This window comes from Ancylobacter crimeensis (assembly GCF_023016805.1).
GTDB lineage: Bacteria > Pseudomonadota > Alphaproteobacteria > Rhizobiales > Xanthobacteraceae > Ancylobacter > Ancylobacter crimeensis.
The window spans coordinates 337,143-357,669 of the sequence record NZ_JALKCH010000006.1; the positions used below are offsets into that span (position 1 = coordinate 337,143).

Annotated in this window: 19 protein-coding genes and 1 tRNA gene; 6 read left to right on the forward strand and 14 right to left on the reverse strand. The window is 67.6% G+C overall.

Annotated features, from left to right (window positions below):
* Positions 1 to 32: 32 nt before the first annotated feature.
* Positions 33 to 1,862 carry a translational GTPase TypA gene (gene typA, locus MWN34_RS11400; protein WP_247029314.1) on the reverse strand — a complete coding sequence of 610 codons (1,830 nt, stop codon included), beginning with the start codon at positions 1,860 to 1,862 and terminating at the stop codon, positions 33 to 35.
* Between the two features lie 150 nt (positions 1,863 to 2,012).
* On the reverse strand, positions 2,013 to 2,255 hold the full coding sequence (locus MWN34_RS11405) for a hypothetical protein (protein ID WP_247029315.1): 243 nt from the start codon (positions 2,253 to 2,255) through the stop codon (positions 2,013 to 2,015).
* Between the two features lie 236 nt (positions 2,256 to 2,491).
* On the opposite strand from MWN34_RS11405, the gene MWN34_RS11410 reads away from it, so the two are divergent.
* Entirely contained in the window at positions 2,492 to 2,659 is a 168-nt protein-coding gene (locus tag MWN34_RS11410; RefSeq protein WP_247029316.1) for a hypothetical protein, read from the forward strand.
* A gap of 152 nt (positions 2,660 to 2,811) precedes the next feature.
* Positions 2,812 to 3,309 carry a pyridoxamine 5'-phosphate oxidase family protein gene (locus MWN34_RS11415; protein WP_247029317.1) on the forward strand — a complete coding sequence of 166 codons (498 nt, stop codon included), beginning with the start codon at positions 2,812 to 2,814 and terminating at the stop codon, positions 3,307 to 3,309.
* An 83-nt stretch (positions 3,310 to 3,392) separates the two neighbouring features.
* Here the strand turns inward: MWN34_RS11415 and MWN34_RS11420 are convergent, their stop codons facing one another.
* From MWN34_RS11420 to rlmN, 3 genes are all read right to left on the reverse strand, one after another.
* Positions 3,393 to 4,622: an argininosuccinate synthase gene (locus MWN34_RS11420; RefSeq protein WP_247029318.1), complete on the reverse strand. Its 1,230-nt coding sequence runs from the start codon at positions 4,620 to 4,622 to the stop codon at positions 3,393 to 3,395.
* A 165-nt stretch (positions 4,623 to 4,787) separates the two neighbouring features.
* Positions 4,788 to 5,426, reverse strand: a complete 639-nt coding sequence (locus tag MWN34_RS11425) for a hypothetical protein (RefSeq protein ID WP_247029319.1) — start codon at positions 5,424 to 5,426, stop codon at positions 4,788 to 4,790.
* A gap of 3 nt (positions 5,427 to 5,429) precedes the next feature.
* Complete coding sequence (rlmN, locus tag MWN34_RS11430) at positions 5,430 to 6,671, reverse strand: dual-specificity RNA methyltransferase RlmN (protein WP_247029320.1); 1,242 nt, start codon at positions 6,669 to 6,671, stop codon at positions 5,430 to 5,432.
* Positions 6,672 to 6,858: 187 nt separating this feature from the next.
* On the opposite strand from rlmN, the gene MWN34_RS11435 reads away from it, so the two are divergent.
* Positions 6,859 to 7,125 carry a hypothetical protein gene (locus MWN34_RS11435; RefSeq protein WP_247029322.1) on the forward strand — a complete coding sequence of 89 codons (267 nt, stop codon included), beginning with the start codon at positions 6,859 to 6,861 and terminating at the stop codon, positions 7,123 to 7,125.
* Between the two features lie 106 nt (positions 7,126 to 7,231).
* Here MWN34_RS11435 and MWN34_RS11440 read toward each other — a convergent pair whose 3' ends face one another.
* The 3 genes from MWN34_RS11440 to MWN34_RS11450 form a co-directional block, all read right to left on the reverse strand.
* Positions 7,232 to 8,023, reverse strand: a complete 792-nt coding sequence (locus MWN34_RS11440) for a Bax inhibitor-1/YccA family protein (protein WP_247029324.1) — start codon at positions 8,021 to 8,023, stop codon at positions 7,232 to 7,234.
* 180 nt (positions 8,024 to 8,203) lie between these two features.
* Positions 8,204 to 10,804, reverse strand: a complete 2,601-nt coding sequence (locus MWN34_RS11445; RefSeq protein ID WP_247029325.1) for an ABC transporter permease — start codon at positions 10,802 to 10,804, stop codon at positions 8,204 to 8,206.
* Positions 10,801 to 11,568, reverse strand: a complete 768-nt coding sequence (locus MWN34_RS11450) for an ABC transporter ATP-binding protein (RefSeq protein ID WP_247029326.1) — start codon at positions 11,566 to 11,568, stop codon at positions 10,801 to 10,803. Before MWN34_RS11450 ends, MWN34_RS11445 begins: the two co-directional genes overlap by 4 nt.
* Before the next feature lie 49 nt (positions 11,569 to 11,617).
* Here MWN34_RS11450 and MWN34_RS11455 point away from each other — a divergent pair, with 49 nt between their 5' ends.
* Entirely contained in the window at positions 11,618 to 12,340 is a 723-nt protein-coding gene (locus tag MWN34_RS11455; protein WP_425532096.1) for an arylesterase, read from the forward strand.
* 648 nt (positions 12,341 to 12,988) lie between these two features.
* The gene (locus MWN34_RS11460) at positions 12,989 to 14,035 is read left to right on the forward strand and encodes an NADP(H)-dependent aldo-keto reductase (protein ID WP_247029328.1); all 1,047 of its coding nucleotides are present in this window, start codon (positions 12,989 to 12,991) and stop codon (positions 14,033 to 14,035) included.
* 293 nt (positions 14,036 to 14,328) lie between these two features.
* On the opposite strand, the gene MWN34_RS11465 is transcribed toward MWN34_RS11460, so the two are convergent.
* From MWN34_RS11465 to dapF, 4 genes are all read right to left on the reverse strand, one after another.
* Positions 14,329 to 14,949 (reverse strand): septation protein A, encoded by a 621-nt coding sequence (locus MWN34_RS11465; protein ID WP_247029329.1) that lies wholly within the window; start codon positions 14,947 to 14,949, stop codon positions 14,329 to 14,331.
* An 84-nt stretch (positions 14,950 to 15,033) separates the two neighbouring features.
* Positions 15,034 to 15,972, reverse strand: a complete 939-nt coding sequence (gene ftsY, locus MWN34_RS11470) for a signal recognition particle-docking protein FtsY (protein ID WP_247029330.1) — start codon at positions 15,970 to 15,972, stop codon at positions 15,034 to 15,036.
* A 20-nt stretch (positions 15,973 to 15,992) separates the two neighbouring features.
* A complete protein-coding gene (mtaB, locus tag MWN34_RS11475; RefSeq protein WP_247029388.1) occupies positions 15,993 to 17,240 on the reverse strand; it encodes a tRNA (N(6)-L-threonylcarbamoyladenosine(37)-C(2))-methylthiotransferase MtaB in 1,248 nt (415 codons plus the stop codon).
* 102 nt (positions 17,241 to 17,342) lie between these two features.
* Positions 17,343 to 18,218 carry a diaminopimelate epimerase gene (gene dapF, locus MWN34_RS11480; protein WP_247029332.1) on the reverse strand — a complete coding sequence of 292 codons (876 nt, stop codon included), beginning with the start codon at positions 18,216 to 18,218 and terminating at the stop codon, positions 17,343 to 17,345.
* Positions 18,219 to 18,499: 281 nt separating this feature from the next.
* Here dapF and MWN34_RS11485 point away from each other — a divergent pair, with 281 nt between their 5' ends.
* Complete coding sequence (locus tag MWN34_RS11485) at positions 18,500 to 19,309, forward strand: GyrI-like domain-containing protein (protein WP_247029334.1); 810 nt, start codon at positions 18,500 to 18,502, stop codon at positions 19,307 to 19,309.
* Positions 19,310 to 19,356: 47 nt separating this feature from the next.
* Here MWN34_RS11485 and MWN34_RS11490 read toward each other — a convergent pair whose 3' ends face one another.
* Both MWN34_RS11490 and MWN34_RS11495 read right to left on the reverse strand, forming a co-directional pair.
* The gene (locus tag MWN34_RS11490; RefSeq protein ID WP_247029336.1) at positions 19,357 to 20,217 is read right to left on the reverse strand and encodes a DUF1989 domain-containing protein; all 861 of its coding nucleotides are present in this window, start codon (positions 20,215 to 20,217) and stop codon (positions 19,357 to 19,359) included.
* Between the two features lie 223 nt (positions 20,218 to 20,440).
* Positions 20,441 to 20,516, reverse strand: a tRNA-Thr gene (locus MWN34_RS11495).
* Between the last annotated feature and the right edge of the window lie 11 nt (positions 20,517 to 20,527).

Below are 20,527 nucleotides of genomic sequence, written 5' to 3' on the forward strand. Positions count from 1 at the left end.
TCGTGCGGTGTCCGGCGAAGCCTGTCGGGGCGTCAGACGCCCTCGGCCTCCTTGCGGCGCTCCTCGCGTTTGCGCTCGTTCGGGTCGAGCAGGCGCTTGCGCAGGCGGATCGACTTCGGGGTGACCTCGACCAGTTCGTCGTCCTGGATCCAGGCCAGCGCGCGTTCCAGCGTCATGCGGATCGGCGGGGTCAGGCGTACCGCCTCGTCCTTCGAGGTGGTGCGGATATTGGTGAGCTTCTTGCCCTTGAGCACGTTCACTTCAAGGTCATTGTCGCGGGTGTGGATGCCGATCAGCATGCCCTGATAGACCTTCCAGCCCGGCTCGATCATCATCGGGCCGCGATCTTCCAGGTTCCACAGCGCATAGGCCACCGCTTCGCCCGCTTCATTGGCGATCAGCACGCCATTGGTGCGGCCGGCGATCTCGCCCTTGTAGGGGGCATATTCGTGGAACAGCCGGTTCATGATGGCGGTGCCGCGGGTGTCGGTCAGCAGCTCCGACTGGTAGCCGATGAGGCCACGCGTCGGGGCATAAAACATCAGGCGAACGCGATTGCCGCCGGAGGGCCGCATCTCGATCATCTCGGCGCGGCGCTCGCTCATCTTCTGAACGACGGTGCCGGAATATTCCTCGTCGACGTCGATCAGCACTTCCTCGATCGGCTCCAGTGTCTCGCCGGTCGTCTCGTCCTTCGAGAAGACGACGCGCGGGCGCGACACGGCGATCTCGAAGCCTTCGCGGCGCATCGTTTCGATCAGCACCGCAAGCTGGAGTTCGCCGCGGCCGGAGACGTAGAAGGAATCCTTCTCCTGCGATTCCTCGATCTTCAGGGCCACATTGCCTTCCGCCTCGCGCAACAGGCGGTCGCGGATGACGCGGCTCGTCACCTTGTCGCCCTCGGTTCCGGCGAGCGGAGAATCGTTGACGATGAAGGTCATGGTCACGGTCGGCGGATCGATCGGCTGCGCCTTCATCGGCGTTTCGACCGCGGGGTCGCAGAAGGTCTCCGCCACCGTGCCCTTCTGCAGGCCGGCAATGGCGACGATGTCGCCGGCGACGCCCTCCTCGATCGGCTGGCGCTCGATGCCGCGGAAGGCGAGGATCTTCGAGACGCGGCCCTGCTCGACCAGCGAGCCGTCCTGCGCCAGCACCTTGATGGTCTGGTTCGGCTTCACCGTGCCGGAGGAGATGCGACCGGTGATCATGCGGCCGAGGAAGGGATTGGCTTCCAGCAGCGTGCCGATCATCTTGAAGGGGGCGTCCTCCACCGTGGGCTCCGGCACATGCTTGAGCACGAGGTCGAACAGCGGCGCCATGCCCTGGTCCTGCGGGCCCTCCGGCGAATCCGCCATCCAGCCATTGCGGCCCGAGCCGTAGAGGATCGGGAAGTCGAGCTGCTCGTCATTCGCGTCGAGCGCGGCGAACAGGTCGAACACCTCGTTGATGACCTCCTGCGCGCGGGCGTCGTGGCGGTCCACCTTGTTGATGGCGACGATCGGCTTCAGCCCGACCTTCAGCGCCTTGCCTACCACGAACTTGGTCTGCGGCATCGGGCCTTCGGCGGCATCCACCAGCACGATGGCGCCATCCACCATGTTGAGGATACGCTCAACCTCGCCGCCGAAATCGGCGTGGCCGGGCGTGTCGACGATATTGATGCGGGTATCCTTCCAGACCACCGAGGTGGCCTTGGCGAGGATGGTGATGCCACGCTCCTTCTCGAGGTCGTTCGAGTCCATCACCCGCTCGGCGACGCGCTGGTTCTCGCGGTAGGAGCCGGACTGCTTCAGCAGCTCGTCCACCAGCGTGGTCTTGCCGTGGTCGACGTGAGCGATGATGGCGATATTGCGAAGCTTCATGAGGAAAAACACCAAAAAGCGGGCCCGAGAGGATTTCGGACCCGCGTGAATTGTCGCGGCGCAATATACAGGCAAAGCCCCGAAGATCAACGCTTCACGCCGCTCGCGCGGGTGAGGCGAATAGCGCGCCGCCGGAAAGCGGTATCCCGCTCAGGAATGCTTCAGCTCCCAGAGCGTCAGGATCTGCGGATATTTGAGGATCTCGCCATCGGGAGTCCGCAGCCACGCGATCTCGCGATCTGCCGGCGACTGCGTCATGGCGAAGGCCACGGCGTCGTCGAGCGAGTTGAACTCATAGCTGTCCGGCCATTGGTCAGGAGCATCCACGCTGTGGGATGCCGGCCAGTATTGCAGCTTCGCGGGGGCGCCGGTCGAGATTTGCGGCATCGTCATCGGTCTCCCTCCTCGCAGGAATTGCGTGGTTTGGCCAACCGGCGCACCTACCGGCACGCCGGTCGCGAATAACGCGGGAGGAGCAAAAGGGTTCCGCGACGGGCACCCGTCACGTGCGGGTGGCGCAGTGCGGTTGGCGTAATCGCCTTGCATGTGGCGTTGCTCCACGTCAGCCTGAACCTCAGCGTCAGCCTGAATTCTCAGCGTCAGCCTTAACCTCCACACGGGAGACCGTCATGAGCACGCCGAAGCCCGAGAATCCGAAAGCGCAAACGCCGCCGCCCGCTGCAACGCCCGCCCCGGAACCGACCGAGGAGGAGATCGACGAAACACTGGAAGACAGTTTCCCGGCCAGCGATCCGCCCTCCTTCACCCCCGTGACCGGCGTGCGCGAAGGCGAATAGGCTCAGACCCAGATTCACCGCCTCCGGCCCTGTGTCGCCTCGCGCGCGAGGCGCTTCCGGCCGTGATGGAACGGATCGGCCCGGTGCCGGTTGGCCCTCCAGACAGCCTCATGCAGCGCATTGCGCGGCTGCATCCACGGCAGGAGGACAACATGGCGAAGATGAACGAAGCCGAAGCCGTCGATCACGTCTGGGAGATGATGGAAGATCTGCGTGTGTGCATGCTGGTCACCCGGCAGGGCGCGAGCTTGCGCGGGCGGCCGATGCACGGTTTTCCCTCGCGCGAGGAGGGTTGCGTCTGGTTCCTTACCGACCGGCGCGGACATGTCGATGACGAACTCGACCGCGATCCGCAGGGTGCGTTGATCTTCGCCAAGGCGTCAAGCAACGATTTTCTCTCCGTCTCCGGCGAGTTCGAAGTTCTGGATGACCGGGCGAAGATCGACGAGCTCTGGAACGACGCGGCGCGCGCGTGGTGGCCGGACGGCAAGGGCGACCCGAACATCCGGGTGTTGCGCTTCCTGCCAGAGGGCGCGGAATACTGGGACGGCACCGCCAGCTCGATCCTCATCACCCTCAAGATGGCCGCGGCCCGGCTGACCGGCAAGCGGGCCGATCTCGGGGAGAACCGCAAGGTTTCTCTGGATTGACAGTGCCTGTAACGCAAACGGCCGGGCGAGCCCGGCCGTTTTTTCGTCATGTCGAGCCTCAGGGCGATCAGACGCCGACAGACTTAACCGCCGATCTTGCGCGCCCGGTTGCCGAGCGTGCGCAGCCGCAACGCGTTCAGCTTGATGAAGCCGGCAGCGTCGCGGTGATCATAGGCCACCGCCCCTTCCTCGAAGGTCACCAGGTCCTGATTGTAGAGCGAATAGGGCGAGGACCGGCCCACCACGTCGACATTGCCCTTGTAGAGCTTCAGATGAACCTCGCCGGTGACGAACTCCTGGCTTTTGTCGATCAGCGCCTGCAGCATTTCGCGCTCGGGCGAGAACCAGAAGCCGTAATAGATCAGCTCCGCATAGCGGGGCATGATGTCGTCCTTCAGATGCGCTGCGCCGCGATCCAGCGTGATGCTCTCGATGCCGCGATGGCCCTGGAGGAGAATCGTGCCGCCGGGCGTCTCGTAGACGCCGCGGGACTTCATGCCGACGAAGCGGTTCTCGACAAGGTCGAGACGGCCGATGCCGTTCTCCTTGCCGAGCGCGTTCAGCTTTGTCAGCAGCGTAGCGGGCGACAGGCGCTCGCCGTCGATGGAAACCGCGTCGCCCTTCTCGAAGCCGACAGTGACGTAGGTCGGCTTGTCGGGGGCGGCCTCGGGCGAGATGGTGCGCTGGTAGACATATTCCGGCGCCTCGTCGTCCGGGTTCTCCAGCACCTTGCCCTCGGAGGAGGAGTGCAGCAGGTTCGCGTCCACCGAGAAGGGCGCCTCGCCGCGCTTGTCCTTGGCGATCGGAATCTGGTGGCTCTCGGCAAATTCCAGCAGCCGGGTGCGGGACGTCAGGTCCCATTCGCGCCAGGGCGCGATCACCTTGATGTCGGGTTCGAGCGCATAATAGCTGAGCTCAAAGCGCACCTGATCGTTGCCCTTGCCGGTGGCGCCATGGGAAACCGCATCGGCGCCGACCTTGCGGGCGATCTCGATCTGCTTCTTGGCGATCAGCGGGCGGGCGATTGAGGTGCCGAGGAGGTAGAGGCCCTCATAGAGCGCATTAGCCCGGAACATCGGGAACACGTAATCGGAGACGAATTCCTCGCGCACATCTTCGATGAAGATGTGTTCCGGCTTGATGCCGAGCAGTTCGGCTTTCTTGCGGGCCGGCTCGAGTTCCTCGCCCTGGCCGAGATCGGCGGTGAAGGTCACCACCTCGCAGCCATAGGTGGTCTGCAGCCATTTCAGGATGACCGAGGTGTCGAGACCGCCCGAATAGGCGAGCACCACCCGCTTCACGTCGCTAGCCATGTTCCATTCCGCGCTGATGCACTTGATGCCCCGTCCGGGCCCGATGTCGGCGCGGACTATAGGCATGCCGGCTTCGCGCGCAAGGCCGCGCAAGGATCAAGTTGCGACAATGGAGGCAAGTGGCGGAGGCAAGCGGGTCCAGGCTGTGGCGGGAAGCGGACGGCGTCAGCGCCCGTTTCCGGGCAAGGGGCCCGGCAGCGGGCGCAGGTCGCTCGGTACCGGAGCGTCGGGCGGAAGAATCTCCGCCTGGATGATGCGCGCCCCGCGACGGTGGGGCCGTACCCTCGTGGGCAGCTCCAATGGGATGGGGCGAGGCACCGCATCCCGCGGGTCGGGCGCCGGGGTGAAGCGACCGCGATCGATCGGCTTCCAGTAGCCTGCGCTCCAGCCGCCGATGATCCAGTAGACCAGTCCGCCGCAAAATCCCGCCGCCACCGTGTAGAGGCCGGCATTCGGATCGGCGGGCGAGCGGCCGAAGGGCTGGAGCATCTGCCCTGCCAGCCAGCCGCAGATGCCGACATTCATGACATGGTAGAGCAGCGAGCGGATGGCGAAGACCTCCGCGCACAGGATCGGAATGATCGCCAGCGCCCAGATGAACATGATGAGCGCCGACAGAACAACGAACACGTTCGACGCGGCATGGACGAAGGCGAAGGGCTCCGCCGTAGCGACGATGCGCGGGACCGCCCGCATCACGTCGAAATAGCCGAGCGCCACGATTGCCATCGTCACGCCCATGCCCACCATGATCCCGAATGGGACGACCAGGAAGCGCAGGAGCAACCGCAGCAGCTTGTTCATCGGCTATTCCGCGGCCGCCAGCGCACGCAGGGCGAGACGCTCGCGCGCCGAAAGCCGCTCCGTCTCGCTCTTGAGCTGGCCGCAGGCGGCAAGGATGTCGCGCCCGCGCGGCGTGCGCACCGGGCTCGAATAGCCGGCGCGGAACACGATATCGGAGAAGGCTTCGATGGTTTCCCAGTCCGAGCACTCGTACTTCGTGCCGGGCCACGGGTTGAACGGGATGAGGTTGATCTTCGCCGGGATGCCCGTCAGCAGGCGCACCAGCGCCTTGGCGTCGGCCGGGCTGTCATTGACGCCCTTGAGCATCACATATTCGAAGGTGATGCGCTTGGCGTTGGAGGCCGCGGGATAGGTGCGGCAGGCCTCCAGAAGATCCTTCAGCGGATATTTCTTGTTGATCGGCACCAGGACGTCGCGCAGATCGTCGCGCACCGCATGGAGCGAGATGGCCAGCATAGGGCCGACTTCCTGGCCGAGGCGCTCGATCTCGGGCACGACGCCGGAGGTGGAGACGGTGATGCGGCGCTTGCCGATGCCGAGGCCCTCGCCGTCGGCGAGGATCTCGATCGCCTCCGCCACCGAGTCGTAAGCATAGAGCGGCTCGCCCATGCCCATGAAGACGATGTTGGTGACGAGGCGGTCGCCCTCGGTCGGCAGGCCGGGGCCGATGGCGCGTTCCTGCCCCGGATAGTCGCCCAGCCGGTCGCGCGCCACCATCACCTGCGCGACGATCTCGGCCGCGGTGAGGTTGCGCACCAGACGCTGGGTCCCGGTGTGGCAGAAGGAGCAGTTCAGCGTGCAGCCGACCTGCGAGGAGACGCACAGCGTGCCGCGGTCGCTCTCGGGAATGTAGACCATCTCGACGTCGTGCGGTCGGTCGCCGGCGATCTCGGGCGGCAGGCGGAGCAGCCATTTGCGGGTGCCGTCAGCGGAAACCTGCTCGACCACGACCTCCGGGCGGGCCAGCGAAAAATGCCGGGCGAGCTGCGCACGCAGGCCCTTGCCGACATTCGTCATCTCGTCGAAGGAGGTTGCGCCGCGCAGATAGATCCAGTGCCAGAGCTGGGCGGCGCGCATGCGCTGCTCCCGCTCGGGAAGGCCGAGCGTGGCAAGGGCATCCTTCAGGCGGGCGCGACTGAGGCCTGCCAGGGACGGCAGAATCGCACCGCCGCCTGCTGCGGCCGGAAATGATGTCGTCGCGTCCGACGGCGCGAGGCGCGGCGCGGTGTCGAGGATCGTGGTCATGAATCTGAGGAACCGTTTGAGTGCCTCATAACATATCCGGCCGCTGAACGCGACTGTCGGCGCGTTGCTCGGGGGTGCCGAAATCCGTGAGGACCCGAAAATCCTTTTGCAGCCGGCTGCGGCAAAAGGGATCGATCTGGCATGACGCGTGCTTACCCATCCTGAAAACTCAGCGTAAGGGGACGGCATGGCCGTATTTTTCGTCACCTATGAGCTCGGCGCATCCACTCGCGAGCCGGCACTTCTGGCCGCCATAAAGCAGATGCCGTGGACGCAGCTTACCGAACATGCATTTGCCGTGGCGACGAGCGAGAGCGACGAGGACCTGTTCGACCGCCTGCACGAATTCGTGGATGATGGCGACAGCCTCTATCTCGCTGTGATGAAGATGCCCTATCGCGGCATCGGCCATCGCGAGGTGAACTACTGGCTGGAGAAGCATTTGCGCTGGTGAGGCGGCGCGCCGTTCCACATGCGCCGTCCCGGCTCCGGATAGGAAAAGACCCCGGCCATCGCGTGCCGGGGTCTTTCTTTTTCAAGGCCTCGCCGTCGGCAAGGGATCAGTTGTTGTTCCGGTTGCCGAACAGCTGCAGCAGCATCATGAACAGGTTGATGAAGTCGAGATAAAGCGTGAGTGCGCCCATGATGGCCTTGCGGCCGGCGACGAGCGTATCGTCGCCCTCGAAATACATCTCCTTGATGCGCTGCGTGTCGTAGGCAGTGAGGCCCGCGAAGACCAGCACGCCGACCACCGAGATCACGAACTGCAGCATCGAGGAGCCGAGGAAGATGTTCACCAGGCTCGCGATGATGATGCCGAACAGGCCCATGATCAGGAACGAACCCATCGCCGACAGGCTGCGCGGCGTCGTGTAGCCGTAGAGGCTGAGCGCGCCGAAGGTTGCCGCGGTGATGAAGAACACCCGCACGATGCTCTCATGCGTGTAGACGAGGAAGATGGTGGAGAGCGAGACGCCCACCAGCGCCGCATAGACCCAGAACACCGTCTGAGCCGCCGCGACGCTCATGGTCTGAATGCGGAAGCTAAGGAAGAACACCGCAGCGAGGGGGGCGAGCACCACCACCCACTTCAGCGGGCTGACGAACAGCGCATAGCCGAACTGGGTGAGCATGATGCCGCCGGCCACCTGCCCGGCCGCCTGGCTGGCATCATTGGTCACGGACAGCATGAAAATGCCCAGCGCCGCGGCGCCGGTGATGGCGAGGCCGAGCGTCATGTAGTTGTAGACGCTCAGCATATAGGAACGGAGGCCCTGATCGACCGCGGCCTGCGTCCGCGTCGCCGTTGTGCCGAAGCGCGGCGCGGCGGCGTTGCGATCATAGTCGGACATCGTGTCGGATCCTTCTTGAAAATCCCCAAACGGACCCGAGCCGACCGAACGCCGGAGCTTGAGCCCTGTTTTTCCAAGCGGAATATGGGCAACGCCGGCGATACTCGCAAGTGAACTTTGCGTCAGAGATGACGCTACGGCATCCCGGCGAACCTTCGGACCTGCCCTTGCGCTGGCGGCTTACAGATTGCGCAGCAACCGGGCAGGCTTCTGCCCAAGCGCCCGTGCCGTACCGATGAGCCCGAAGCCGACGGTCAGCGCCAGCGCGATGCCGGCAGCTCCCAGCGCCGCCGGTGCAGAGAAGGAGAATCCGAGCTTCATCACCTGAGTGACGATGATGAAGGCCGCGAAGGTGCCGGCCCCGATGGCCACGACGGCGGTGGCGAGGCCGAGCGCGGCATATTCGAGGCCGTAGGCCAGCAGCAGCCGCCCCCGCGTCGCGCCCAGCGTCTTCAGCACCACCGCGTCATAGACCCGCTGGTGCTGCCCGGCGGCAAGCGCGCCCGCAAGCACCAGCACGCTCGACATCAGCGTTACCAGGCTCGCGGCCCGGATCCCGAGCAGGAGCTGTCCCATGATCTCGCTGATCTGGGCGAGGGCATCCTTCACCCGCACCACGGTAACGCCCGGAAAGGCGCTGCCGACATCGCGTGCCACCCGCCCTTCGGCCTGTACGGAATCCTCCGGCAGCTTGAGCGTGGCGAGGGCTGTGTGCGGGGCGCCGCGGAAGGTGTTGGGTGAGAACACCATGACGAAATTGATGGCGAGCCGCTGCCAGTCCACCTTGCGCAGATTGGCGATCTTGGCGGTGATCGGCCGGCCCAGCACGTTCACCACCACGGTGTCGCCGATCCTGAGGCCGAAGGCGTCGGCGATCTCCTTCTCGAAGGACACCAGCGGCGGGCCGGCATAGCCGGGGTCCCACCACGAACCTTCCACGATGTTCGAACCCTCCGGCACGGCGTCGGCATAGGTGATGCCGCGGTCCGAGGACAGCACCCAGGCGAATTCCGGTGGCGGCTTGAGGTCTTCCACCGGCCGGCCGCCCAGCGTGATCAGGCGGCCGCGCAGCATCGGTACCATTTCCACCTTCCCGCCATCCGCCTCCCTGTTGAGGAAGGCTGCGAAACGGTCGGCCTCCGTGCTCTGCACGTCGAGGAAATAGAAGCTCGGCGCCTCGTTGGGCAAATTGGCGGTGAGTTCGCGGGTGAGGCTGCGGTCGATCAGCGCCAGGATGACGATCAGCGTCAGGCCGAGGCCGAGGGACAGCACCACGGTCGGTGTCAAAGCGCCGGGACGGTGGATGTTGCCGAGCGCCAGCCGGGCTTCCGTTGCGCGCGGGCGCGGCAGGCGTCGGGCGAGCGCCATGAGGCCGCTCGCAACCAGCCGCAGCGCGAGAAGAACCGCAGCCGCGCCAATGAGATAGTAGACCGCGATCCGCCGGTCCTCGGCGGCGAGCACCGCCAGCAGCGCCAGCGCGCCGGCGGCGGTGAAGGTGGCGAGGCGATAGGCGAGCCGCGGCTTGCGGCGGCCGCCTTCCACCCGCTCGCGGAACAGGGCGGAGACGGGCACGTCATGGGCCAGACCCAGTGGCCACAACGCGAAGGCCAGCGCCACCAGCAGGCCATATCCCACCGCCAGCAGCAGCGCCGTTGGCTGCAGGCTGGCCTCGATCGGAATGGGGATGAAGCCGCCGAAACCCCACACCACGAGATAGGGCAGAGCGGCGCCGACGATCAGTCCGATGAGGAGACCGATCAGTGCAATGAGTCCGATCTCGACGAGATAGATCGCGAACACCGTGCCGCCGGGCGCGCCGAGCGACTTGATGGTCGCGATCACCGCCCGCTTGGCGTCGAGATGGCTCTTCACCGCATTGGCGACCCCGACCCCGCCGACCAGCAGCGCGGTCAGCCCGACCAGGGTGAGGTATTGGGTGAAGCGGTTGACGTCCTTCTCCAGCCGGGGGGCGGCGGATTCGCGGGTGCGCACCTCGAAGCCGGCATCGGGGACGGCCTGCTTCACGTCTTCGACGAAGGCCGCGAGCCGGCCCGGGTCGTTCAGCTTCACCCGGTAGGACCAGCGCACGAGGCTGCCGGGCTGCACCAGCCGGCTGGCATCGAGCGCGGCGCGGGAGATCATCAGCCGGGGGCCGAAGCCGATGCCGGTGGAGAGCAGGTCCGGCTCGGCCTTGAGTGTGGCGGCGAGCCGCAGCGTCGCCTCGCCAAGCTGGAAACGGTCCCCCGCCTTCAGGTTGAGTCGTTCCGCCAGCAGCGGATCGACCACGGCGCCATAGGCCCCGTCCTTCTGCGCGAGCGCGTCGGACAGCGGGAGCGCGGGTTCGGCTTCCAGCGTGCCGGCGAGCGGATAGGCGCCGTCCACCGCCTTCACTTCGGACAGGGTGGAGGCGAAGCTCTCGCCCTGGCCGATACGGGCCATGGCACGCAATGTCGCGACGGTGGAGACCGTTCCCTCCCGTCCCAACGCGGCCATTTCGGCCTCGTTCGCCTGTCGCTGGACCAGACTGAACGCCGCGTCTCCGCCGAGGATGGCGGCACCCTGCCGGGCGAGGCTGTCGGTCAGCGCGCTGGAGAAGGAGCCGACGCCGGCGATGGCGGCGACGCCGAGCGTGAGGCAGGCGAGAAACACCGCGAAGCCGCGCAGCCCGCCGCGCAATTCGCGCAGCGCGAAGCGGACCGCGATGCGCAGCCCGCCCGCCTGCATCGGGGACGATGGGGCGCTGGCCAGCGCGCGGGTCCCGTCCGAGGCGGCGACGCTCATGCCGTCACCGTTTCAGGTATCGCGTCCGGCGCCGTTGCCGTCATGGCCGCTTCCGCCTCGATATGGCCGGAACGCAGCCGCACCATGCGGTCGCAGCGCCGGGCGAGGCCGAGGTCGTGGGTGACGATGACCAGCGTGGTGCCGCGCGCGGCACGGCTGGCGAACAGCAGATCCATGATCTGCTGGCCGATCGCCTCGTCGAGATTGCCGGTCGGCTCGTCGGCGACGAGGATCGCCGGTTCAGGGGCGAGGGCGCGGGCCACCGCCACGCGCTGCTGCTCGCCGCCGGAAAGCTGGGCCGGGTAGTGGTCGAGCCGATGGCCGAGCCCGACCGCCTTCAGCTCGGCGCTCGCGCGCTCGAAGGCGTCGGAGCGGCCGGCCAGCTCCAGCGGCACCGCGACGTTTTCCAGCGCCGTCATGGTCGGGATGAGGTGGAAGGCCTGGAACACGATGCCGACATGGCGACCGCGGAACCGGGCCAGCGCATCCTCGCTCAGGCCGGTGAGCCGTTGCCCGGCAACCTCGACCTCGCCGGAATCAGCGCGTTCCAGCCCGGCAAGCACCATCAGCAGGCTGGATTTTCCCGATCCCGAGGGGCCGACCAGTCCCACCGCCTCGCCGGCGCCTATATTGAGGGAGACGCCCTTGAGGATGTGGACCCGCGCCGCGCCGGAACCGAGCGAAAGCTCGACATCGGACAGGCGCACCGCCGTTGCGGCGTCGGGCCCGTCGGCGGCGGGGAAGCAAGAGGAATCGCGCTGCATGATCTCTGGTCTCGCGGACGGCATCGGCACCGTCATCGGCATCGAAAGAATGAGCCGGCTACGGGTTCGCTCCGCAGCATATGGTGCAGCGCACCCGGGGCGAAAGAGGGCGGATGCCGGCAGGCTGACGTTGCGGCGCGCATTGTTCGCCTGGCTCGTCGGGGCCGTTCTGCTGCCGGCGCTGGTGCTGGGGGGGTCGGCAAAGGCCGACCCCGTCAGGCTCGTGGCCTTCGGCGATAGCCTCACCGCCGGACTCGGCCTGCCGGCGTCGGAGGCCTTTCCGGCGAAGCTGCAAGCGGCGCTGAAGGCGAAGGGACACGACGTTGTGATCGAGAATGCCGGCGTTTCCGGCGACACCAGCTCGGCCGGACTGGCGCGGCTCGACTGGTCGGTGCCGGACGGCACGCAGGGCGTGATCCTCGAACTCGGCGCCAATGATGCGCTGCGCGGGCTCGACCCGGCGCTGACCCGGAAGGCGCTCGACGACATTCTCGCCGGCCTCAAGGCGCGCAACATTCCGGTGCTGTTCACGGGGATGATGGCGCCGCCCAATATGGGCGCCGACTATGCGGGCCGGTTCAACGCAATCTATCCGGCGCTGGCGGGAACATACGCGGTCGCGTTCTACCCCTTCTTCCTCGACGGAGTCGCCGGCCAGCCCGGCCTGAACCAGCCCGACGGCATGCATCCCACCGCCAAGGGGGTGGATGTGATCGTGGAACGGATGCTGCCGGCGGTGGAGGCGTGGCTGGCCGCGATCAAGGGCGGGTGAGGGATGGGCCGGGCCGCGCGCGGACGGGCCGCACGCCGGCCTTCGGGCACCGGCGTGACGACCTGCGGGTGGGCGTGGTGGCCAGGGATCAGGCGCCTTCCTTCTCTCCCCGTTGCGGGGCAGCTGCCGGCGGCGGGGCTCCCTCACCGACCCGCTGCGCGGGCCACCTCTTCCCAATGGGGAGGGAAGAAGGGGCAGCTGCCGGGGCCGTAACGGCAGGCGATGGGACCGGATCGAAGGCCGGGAGCGGGGCCTTCTCCCTCTGCCCGATGGGGGAGGCCGGTATCTCCGATACGTCCTTCCCGCGGAGACGAGGCCGCGGAGCCGGGAAACGCCTTCCGCCGCGAGCGCCGCCGTGCCGCCGGCGGCGGGCCGCCCATCCGCGTTGCGGCAAGGTCTCGCCACCCCGCGCCAAGGTCTTTCCGCCGTCTCGCCGATTTGCCGCAAGGTTACGGCCTTTGCGTGCGCGGACGTTCGCGCGATCCCGGATGCTTCGCCTATGGGCGGGACGGCGGGCGCGGCGCGCACGAACAGAGCGCCGCCCGGACCCCGCGCCGCCCGCTACCTCCGCTGCGTCACCTTGCCCGGGCGGGACGGGCGGCCTATCTATGGCCACCCTCCTTATCGAAGACGTTCCGGAACATCGCCATGAAGTACCGTCCGCTCGGCCGTACCGGCCTTGAGGTCAGCACCATCTGCCTTGGCACCATGACGTTCGGCCAGCAGAACACCGAGGCCGAGGGCCACGCTCAGATGGACTATGCCCTCGACCGGGGCATCAATGTCCTCGACGCCGCCGAGCTCTATTCGATCCCGCCCAAGCCGGAGACGCAGGGTTCCACCGAGCGCATCATCGGTTCGTGGCTGAAGGCGCGGGGTAACCGCGACAAGGTGATCGTCGCCACCAAGGCGGTGGGCCTGACGGAGATGACCTGGTTCCGCAACGGGAATGTTCCCGGCAAGCCCAACCGGGCGCAGATCCGCGAGGCGGTGGAGAAGAGCCTGAAGCGGCTGCAGACCGATTATATCGACCTCTATCAGCTCCACTGGCCCGGCCGTCCGGTCGCCGTCTTCGGCTCGAACCCGACCCGCTGGCAGGACGCGCCCGGCGAGGAAACGCCGATCCACGAGACGCTGGAGGCCTTCGCCGAACTGGTGAAGGAAGGCAAGCTCCGGCATTTCGGGCTTTCCAACGAAAGCGCCTGGGGCACGATGAGCTGGCTCGCGGAGGCGGAAAAGCGCGGTCTGCCGCGCGTCGCCTCGGTGCAGAACGCCTATCACCTGCTGAACCGCACCTATGAGGTGGCGCTGGCCGAGGTGAGCCTGCGCGAGGATGTGGCGCTGCTGGCCTATTCGCCGCTGGCGCAGGGCTTCCTGACCGGGAAGTATCAGAACGGCGCCCGGCCGGAGGGCGCCCGCACCACGCTGTTCAACCGCGGCCAGCGCTACCAGACGCCCGGCGCGGAGGAGGCGATCGACGCCTATCTCGCGGTGGCGCGCGAGGCCGGCCTCGATCCCTCGCAGATGGCGATCGCGTTCTGCCTGTCGCGCTCCTTCATGACCTCGGTGATCATCGGCGCCACCACGATGGAGCAGTTGAAGACCGACATCGACGCGATCGACGTGACGATCACGCCCGAGGTGGAGGCGGCGATCGACGCCGTGCACCAGAAGGTGGGCAATCCCTGCCCGTGAGGCGTTCTGTGGTTCGCCACGGATGAGAGATGCGCGCCCTCATCCCCGGGCTCGGCCCGGCGATACACGTCTTTTCCAGGGTGATTCATCGTTTCACGGAATCGATGAATGGCCCTTCCCGGCCGAAGGCGTCGATGGCCGCGACCCGGCCATGACGCTGTGCGGGCGGGTTCGATGGGCGACGGGATTGCGCGCAGAGGGCGCGCCAATCCCGGCCGATCCCGGCTCCCGGGCTCACCTCCCGCCGGGATGACGGTGGGAGAGGGAGGTATGCCCGCCCTGCTCCGCCCGCCCTATTCCGCCAGCGTGCCGTCGGCGGCGTGCTCGGCGTTCTGTTCGGCGGCCTTCGGCTCTTCCGCGTAGCGCGTGAGCAGCGGGGCCTGGGCGAGGGCGAAGATGAAGGTGAGCGGCAGATAGCCGAAGGTCTTGAACGCGACCCAGGCGTCGGTCGACACCGAGCGCCAGACAACTTCGTTCAGCACCGCCATCACCAGGAAGAACACCCCCCAGCGTATGGTGAGGCGGCGCCAGCCCTCGGCCTTCAGCTGGAACACGTCGCCGAGCACATAGGTCATCAGCGGCCGGCCAAAGGCGAGCCCGCCGAGCAAAGCGACGGCGAACAGGCCGTTCACGATGGTCGGCTTCATCTTGATGAAATGGTCGTCCTGCAGCCACAGCGTCAGCGTGCCGAACACCAGCACCACCGCGGCGGAGACCAGCGGCATCACCGCGATCTTGCGGGCAAGAATCCACATCAGCGCCAGCGCGACGAAGGTGGCGACCATGAAGGCGCCGGTCGCGGCATAGATGCCGGCCTTGCCGTTGGCGACGAAGAAGACGACCAGCGGCCCCATCTCCAGCGCGAACTTCACCAGCGGATGCATGCTGCGGCGGGGGGCGGGCGTGGTCGTCATGCGGCGTCGGTCCTCGGGTTGACGAGGGATGTTGTGGCGCGCGGGCGTGGCCGGATCAAGACGGCGGGGCGCCTCATGCCGCGCCTATTCCAGCCCGACGATGGCACGGGCGAAGTCGCGGGCGGCGAAGGGCTGGAGGTCGTCGATCCCCTCGCCCACCCCGACGAGATGCACCGGCAGCCCATGCTTGGCGGCGATCGCGACGAGGATGCCGCCGCGCGCGGTGCCGTCGAGCTTGGTCATGACGAGGCCGGTGACGCCGGCGACCCGCTTGAACGCCTCGACCTGAACCAGCGCGTTCTGGCCGACGGTGGCGTCCAGCACCAGCACGACCGCATGCGGCGCGGCGGGCTCCTGCTTCTTGAGGACGCGCACCACCTTTTCCAATTCCGCCATCAGCTCGGTGCGGTTCTGCAGCCGGCCGGCGGTGTCGACGATGAGCACGTCGGCGCCTTCGGCCTTCGCCTTCGCATAGGCGTCGAAGGCGACTCCGGCCGCGTCCGAGCCCTGCTCGCGAGCAACGATGGCGGCGCCGGTACGGTCCGCCCACACCTTGAGCTGCTCGATGGCGGCGGCGCGGAAGGTGTCGGCGGCGGCCAGCACGACCTTCTTTCCCTCGGCGCGCAGCTTCGAGGCGACCTTGCCGATGGTGGTGGTCTTGCCCGAGCCGTTGACGCCGACCATCAGCAGCACGAAGGGCTTGTGCGCGGAATCGAACACAAGGGGCACGGCCACCGGCGCCAGCGTCTTCTCGATCTCGCCGGCGATCAGCGCGCGCACCTCCTCCGGGTCGATGTCCTTCTCGTAGCGGCCCTTGCCGACCACGGCGGATATGTTTTCCGCCGTCTGCACGCCGAGATCGGCGCGGATGAGGATGTCCTCAAGGTCCTCCAGCGTCGCCGCATCCAGCTTCTTCTTGGTGAAGAGGTCGGTGATGCCGGTCGTGAGGTTGCTGGCGGTGCGGGTCAGGCCCTGGCTCAGGCGCTTCCAGAAGCCGGGACGTGCGTTGTCGGTCTCGCTCATGTCGTTTCCGAAATGATCCTCTAGGCCGCGACCAGGCGCGTGCCGTCATGGCCGGCGATGCGCAGGCTTGCGATCGTGCCGGGAGTGAGCGGGCGGGCGAGGCGCACCGCGGTGAAGCCCTCCGTGCGGCCGATGCCATCGGTTTCCGCCAGAACCTGCCGGCGCGCCCCTACTTCGCCCGCGAGGTGGCGCTGCAGCGCCTGCCTGCCCTTCTCCCGCAGCAGCTTCGCCCGCGCCTTCACCACCTCGCGCGGCAGTTGCGGCATGCGCGCGGCGGACGTGCCGCGGCGGGGCGAGAAGGGGAAGACGTGCAGATGGGTCAGCCCGCAGGCATCCACCAGATCGAGCGAATTGCGGAAATGCGCCTCGGTTTCGGTCGGGAAGCCGGCGATGATGTCGGCGCCGAACACCATATCGGGACGAAGCGCGCGGATCCGCCGGCAGAAGGCGATGGCGTCGCCGCGGGAATGGCGGCGCTTCATCCGCTTCAGGATCAGATCGTCGCCCGCCTGCAGCGAGAGGTGGAGATGCGGCATCAGCCGCTCCTCCTCGGCGATGGCGGCGAGAAGGTCGTCGTCCGCCTCCACCGAATCGATGGAGGACAGGCGCAGTCGGGCAAGCTCCGGCACATGGCGCAGAATGGCGCGCACCAGCGTGCCGAGCCGGGGCGTGCCGGGCAGGCCGGCGCCGTAGGAGGTGAGGTCGACGCCGGTGAGCACGACCTCGCAATAACCGTTCTCGACCAGGGCGCGGACCTGCGCCACCACCTCGCCCATCGGCACGGAGCGGGAATTGCCGCGGCCATATGGGATGATGCAGAAGGTGCAGCGGTGGTCGCAGCCATTCTGCACCTGCACGAAGGCGCGGGTACGCCCTTCCATCCCATCGATCAGGTGCAGCGCGGTCTCGCGCACGCTCATGATGTCGCCGACGAGCGCCTTTTCCTCCGCCCCGAGGCCGAAATCGAGAAAGGAGCGCGTCGCCGCCCAGGTCTCGGGCTTCGCCTTCTCGGCATTGCCGACCACGCGGGCGACCTCGTCCATGCCGGCGAAAGTCTCCGGCTCGGTCTGGGCAGCGCAGCCGGTGACGACGATGCGGCGGTCCGGATTGTCCCGCTTCAGCCGGCGGATCGCCTGCTTCGCCTGCCGTACCGCCTCGGCGGTGACCGCGCAGGTGTTGACCACGATGGTGCGCTCCAGCCCGGCGCCCTCGGCGGCGCGGCGCATGGCTTCCGATTCCAGCGTGTTGAGCCGGCAGCCGAAGGTCATCACCTCGACGCCCGCAGCGCCGCCGGCGAGGGAGGGGATGAGCGTCTGTTCGGCGGGTGCGGGGCTGTCGGGGGCGAGCGAATCCATGTCCATGCGGTCGTCTCAGGCGGGCGTGCCGGACGCCAGCCCGAGCATGTCGGGGGCGAGCACGCCCTCGAATTCGGTTTCGGCCGGGCCAGTCATCAAGATGTGGTCGTCGGCGGCGCGCCAGACGATGAAGAGATCCCCGCCGGGCAGGCTCACCCGCACCGGCCGGTTGTCGGCCCGCGGGCTGCGGCCGGTACGCATGGCGTTGACCGCCGCCGCGCAGGCCGCCGAGCCGCAGGCGCGGGTGAGGCCGGCGCCGCGTTCCCACACGTCGAGGCGGATATGGTCGGGCGCCAGCAGGCGGGCGATGCCGATATTGGCGCGGTCGGGGAACAGTTCGTGCCGCTCCAGAAGCGGGCCGAGCCGGGCAAGGTCCACCGCCTCGGCCTCGTCCACGAAGAAGGTGGCGTGGGGGTTGCCGACATTGGCGAGCGCGGGGGAGGAGAGGTTCTCCAGCGTGAGGTCGACCGCATCGGTGTGCGCGACGGCGTGGGCGAGCGGAATCTCCTGCCAGCCGAAGCGCGGCGCGCCCATGTCGGCGGTGATGCCGTCCGGCACCATGCGGCAATCGAGCAGGCCGGCCGGGCTTTCGAACACCAGATGGTCGCGCCCGGTGCGCACCGATTCATAGAGTGCGATGCAGCGCGTGCCGTTGCCGCAGGCGCCGGCCTCCGAGCCATCGGCATTGATGATGCGCACGAAGGCGTCGGTGCCCGCCCGCTTCGGCGGATAGAGCGCCATGATCTGATCGAAGGGCAGCGCCTCCGGCCGGGCGAGTGCGCGTGCCTCCTGCGGCGGCACCATGACCGGATCGGCGCGCAGGTCGAGAACGACGATCTCGTTGCCGAGGCCGTTCATCTTCACGAAGGGGCGGTTCGCCAGCGTCGCCATCGGCTCAAGGCTCGCATTTCGTCAGGATCGGCGCGGCGGAGGCAGGGATGGGGACGAGCCTGCCGCTTCCCGTGCATCCGGGTCGGTTTCCGGCCCCTTATATGGGAAAGCACCGCGTGAAGGCCAGCCTTGCGTCAGCGGGGCGTCGCTGACGCGCCAGACGTGATCCGCATGCCGAAAAATTCGGTGTGTCCGGGCCATCGCGAGGGCGCGGGGAGAATGCTAGAACAGCGCTGCCACGTGCCAGCGGACGCCGATTTGGTGAGATGATGACAGCAGGCTTGCCTTCGCCTTTCCCGACCTTCCGCCGGATCCGCGCCTTTGGCCCGCTTTTGGGCCATGTGCTGGGTCGATGGGGCCTCGCCGGCGTGCTCGCACTGGGACCGGTCGCCCCGGCGCTTGCCCAGACCGCCGATGCGCCCAAGGTCGACGCGCCCAAAGCCGCCCCCGGGAAGACCGAACCCGTCCCCGATGCCGGGCAGACCCCGCCGCCGGGCGTCGCTCCCGCGGTGCCGGACGATGGCGACCTGTCGAGCCCGCCGGTGGTCGACCCCAAGGCGGTCGAGACGCAGCCCGTGCCGCCGGCGCCACCGGCCAACGCGCAGGCCGACGACCCGATGAAGCGGCCGGACGGCTTCGGCGAACTGGTGCAGATGCAGCCCAAGCCCGTGCTCACGGTGAAGGGCCAGTCGAGCTGGGACGACGGCTTCCAGACCATCGTAAAGGCGGTGACCGCGGTGGATGCGGAGCTGGCGCGGCTGAAGCTGAAGCCGCTCGGCGCGCCGCTGGTGGTCTATACCGGCACCGACGATGCCGGCTTCGACTATGAGGTGGCGATGCCCTTCGCCGGGGCCACCACGGAGAAGCCGGGCGAGGGGTTCGCCTTCTCCGCCTCCCCGGCGGGCAAGGCGCTGCGCTTCACCCATCGCGGTTCCTATGATGCGATGGACCCGACCTATGAGCAGATCGCCAATCTGCTCGACGCCAAGGACCTCGAGGCGCAGGACCTCTATGTCGAGGAATACCGCTCCGACCCGCGCACCAGCTCGCCGGACGACCTGGTCATCGACATCTTCGTGCCGCTGAAGTGAGCGGCGCGGGGTTTCCCCCGCCCCGCCCGTCTCAACCGTGCCGGCCCTCAGAGGCCGTGGGTGCGGTCATAGCCGTTGAGGGCGGGCGGCGCCCAGCCTTCCGGCAGTCCCGCGGGCCGATAGACCTCGACCACGAGGGGATAGCAGGCCACCGTGTCGGAGGAATGCTCGGAGGAGCAGTCCCCGCCCGGACAGGCGGAGAGCACGGCCAGAAGGTCGATCTCGGCGAAGAACTCCAGATAGTCGCCCGGCCGCACCGGGCTCGCCTTCATGAAATACTGGCCGGTGTCGCGAGTGAAGCCGGTGCACATGAAGACGTTCAGCACGTCATGCACATGCCCTTCCGCCTCATGCAGCGGCAGCCCGGTATGGGCGGCGAGCGCGCGGGTGAGGTTGGAGTGGCAGCAATGGTGGTACTGCCCGCCATGGCTGAGCAGGTTGTGGGTGTAGGGATCGCAGCGGGTGCCGATCACGTCGTGCACCGAGCCGCCGAAAGCGTCGAAGCCGTACCAGTCCAGCGTGTCGTGGGTGATGGTGGCCATCGGACGCAGATAGGGGAAGCTGGAGAAGAGCTGGTCGCCGAGCCCGACATGAGTGCCGTTCAGGGCCCGCGTCTTGCCGGAATAGAAGCGCTCCTTCAGGTCGTTCGCGTTGAACAGGTTGAGATCACCGACCTGCGGTCCCTCGCGGCTCACCATCCGGCAGAAATGGCCGGCCGGCACCGTCCACGCGGAAGCCTCGCGCGGCGGCACGATGACGGTTTCCACCAACTCCATCCCCTCGCGCAGCGCGCGATAGGCGGCAAGATCGGGGCGCGACAGGGTCTCGACCGGGTAGCACACCACGGGGGCGATGGCGCGGCGGGCCTCGGCATCGGTCGGGGCGGTGGTGATGGGCGCGGGCTTCACAGGCGGGCTCCGTGGCGGGCGAATCGGGATGGGGACGGGAAAGGCCGGTGCGCGGCTTCCGTGCGCCCTTTGATGGCGCTCGCCGTCGCGCGGGGCAAGAGGCGTCCTGCCGTCGGCCGATACCCACAGCGACGCGCATTCCCGCCGTCACGACGGAGGCGCGTGAGGCCGTTCCTCGTATAATCGATTGGAATGTATGGAGATTTGAGCGCCGGCTCGAAAATGGTGCCGCGGAAGGGATTCGAACCCCCGACCCACGCATTACGAATGCGTTGCTCTACCAGCTGAGCTACCGCGGCATCCGCGGCTT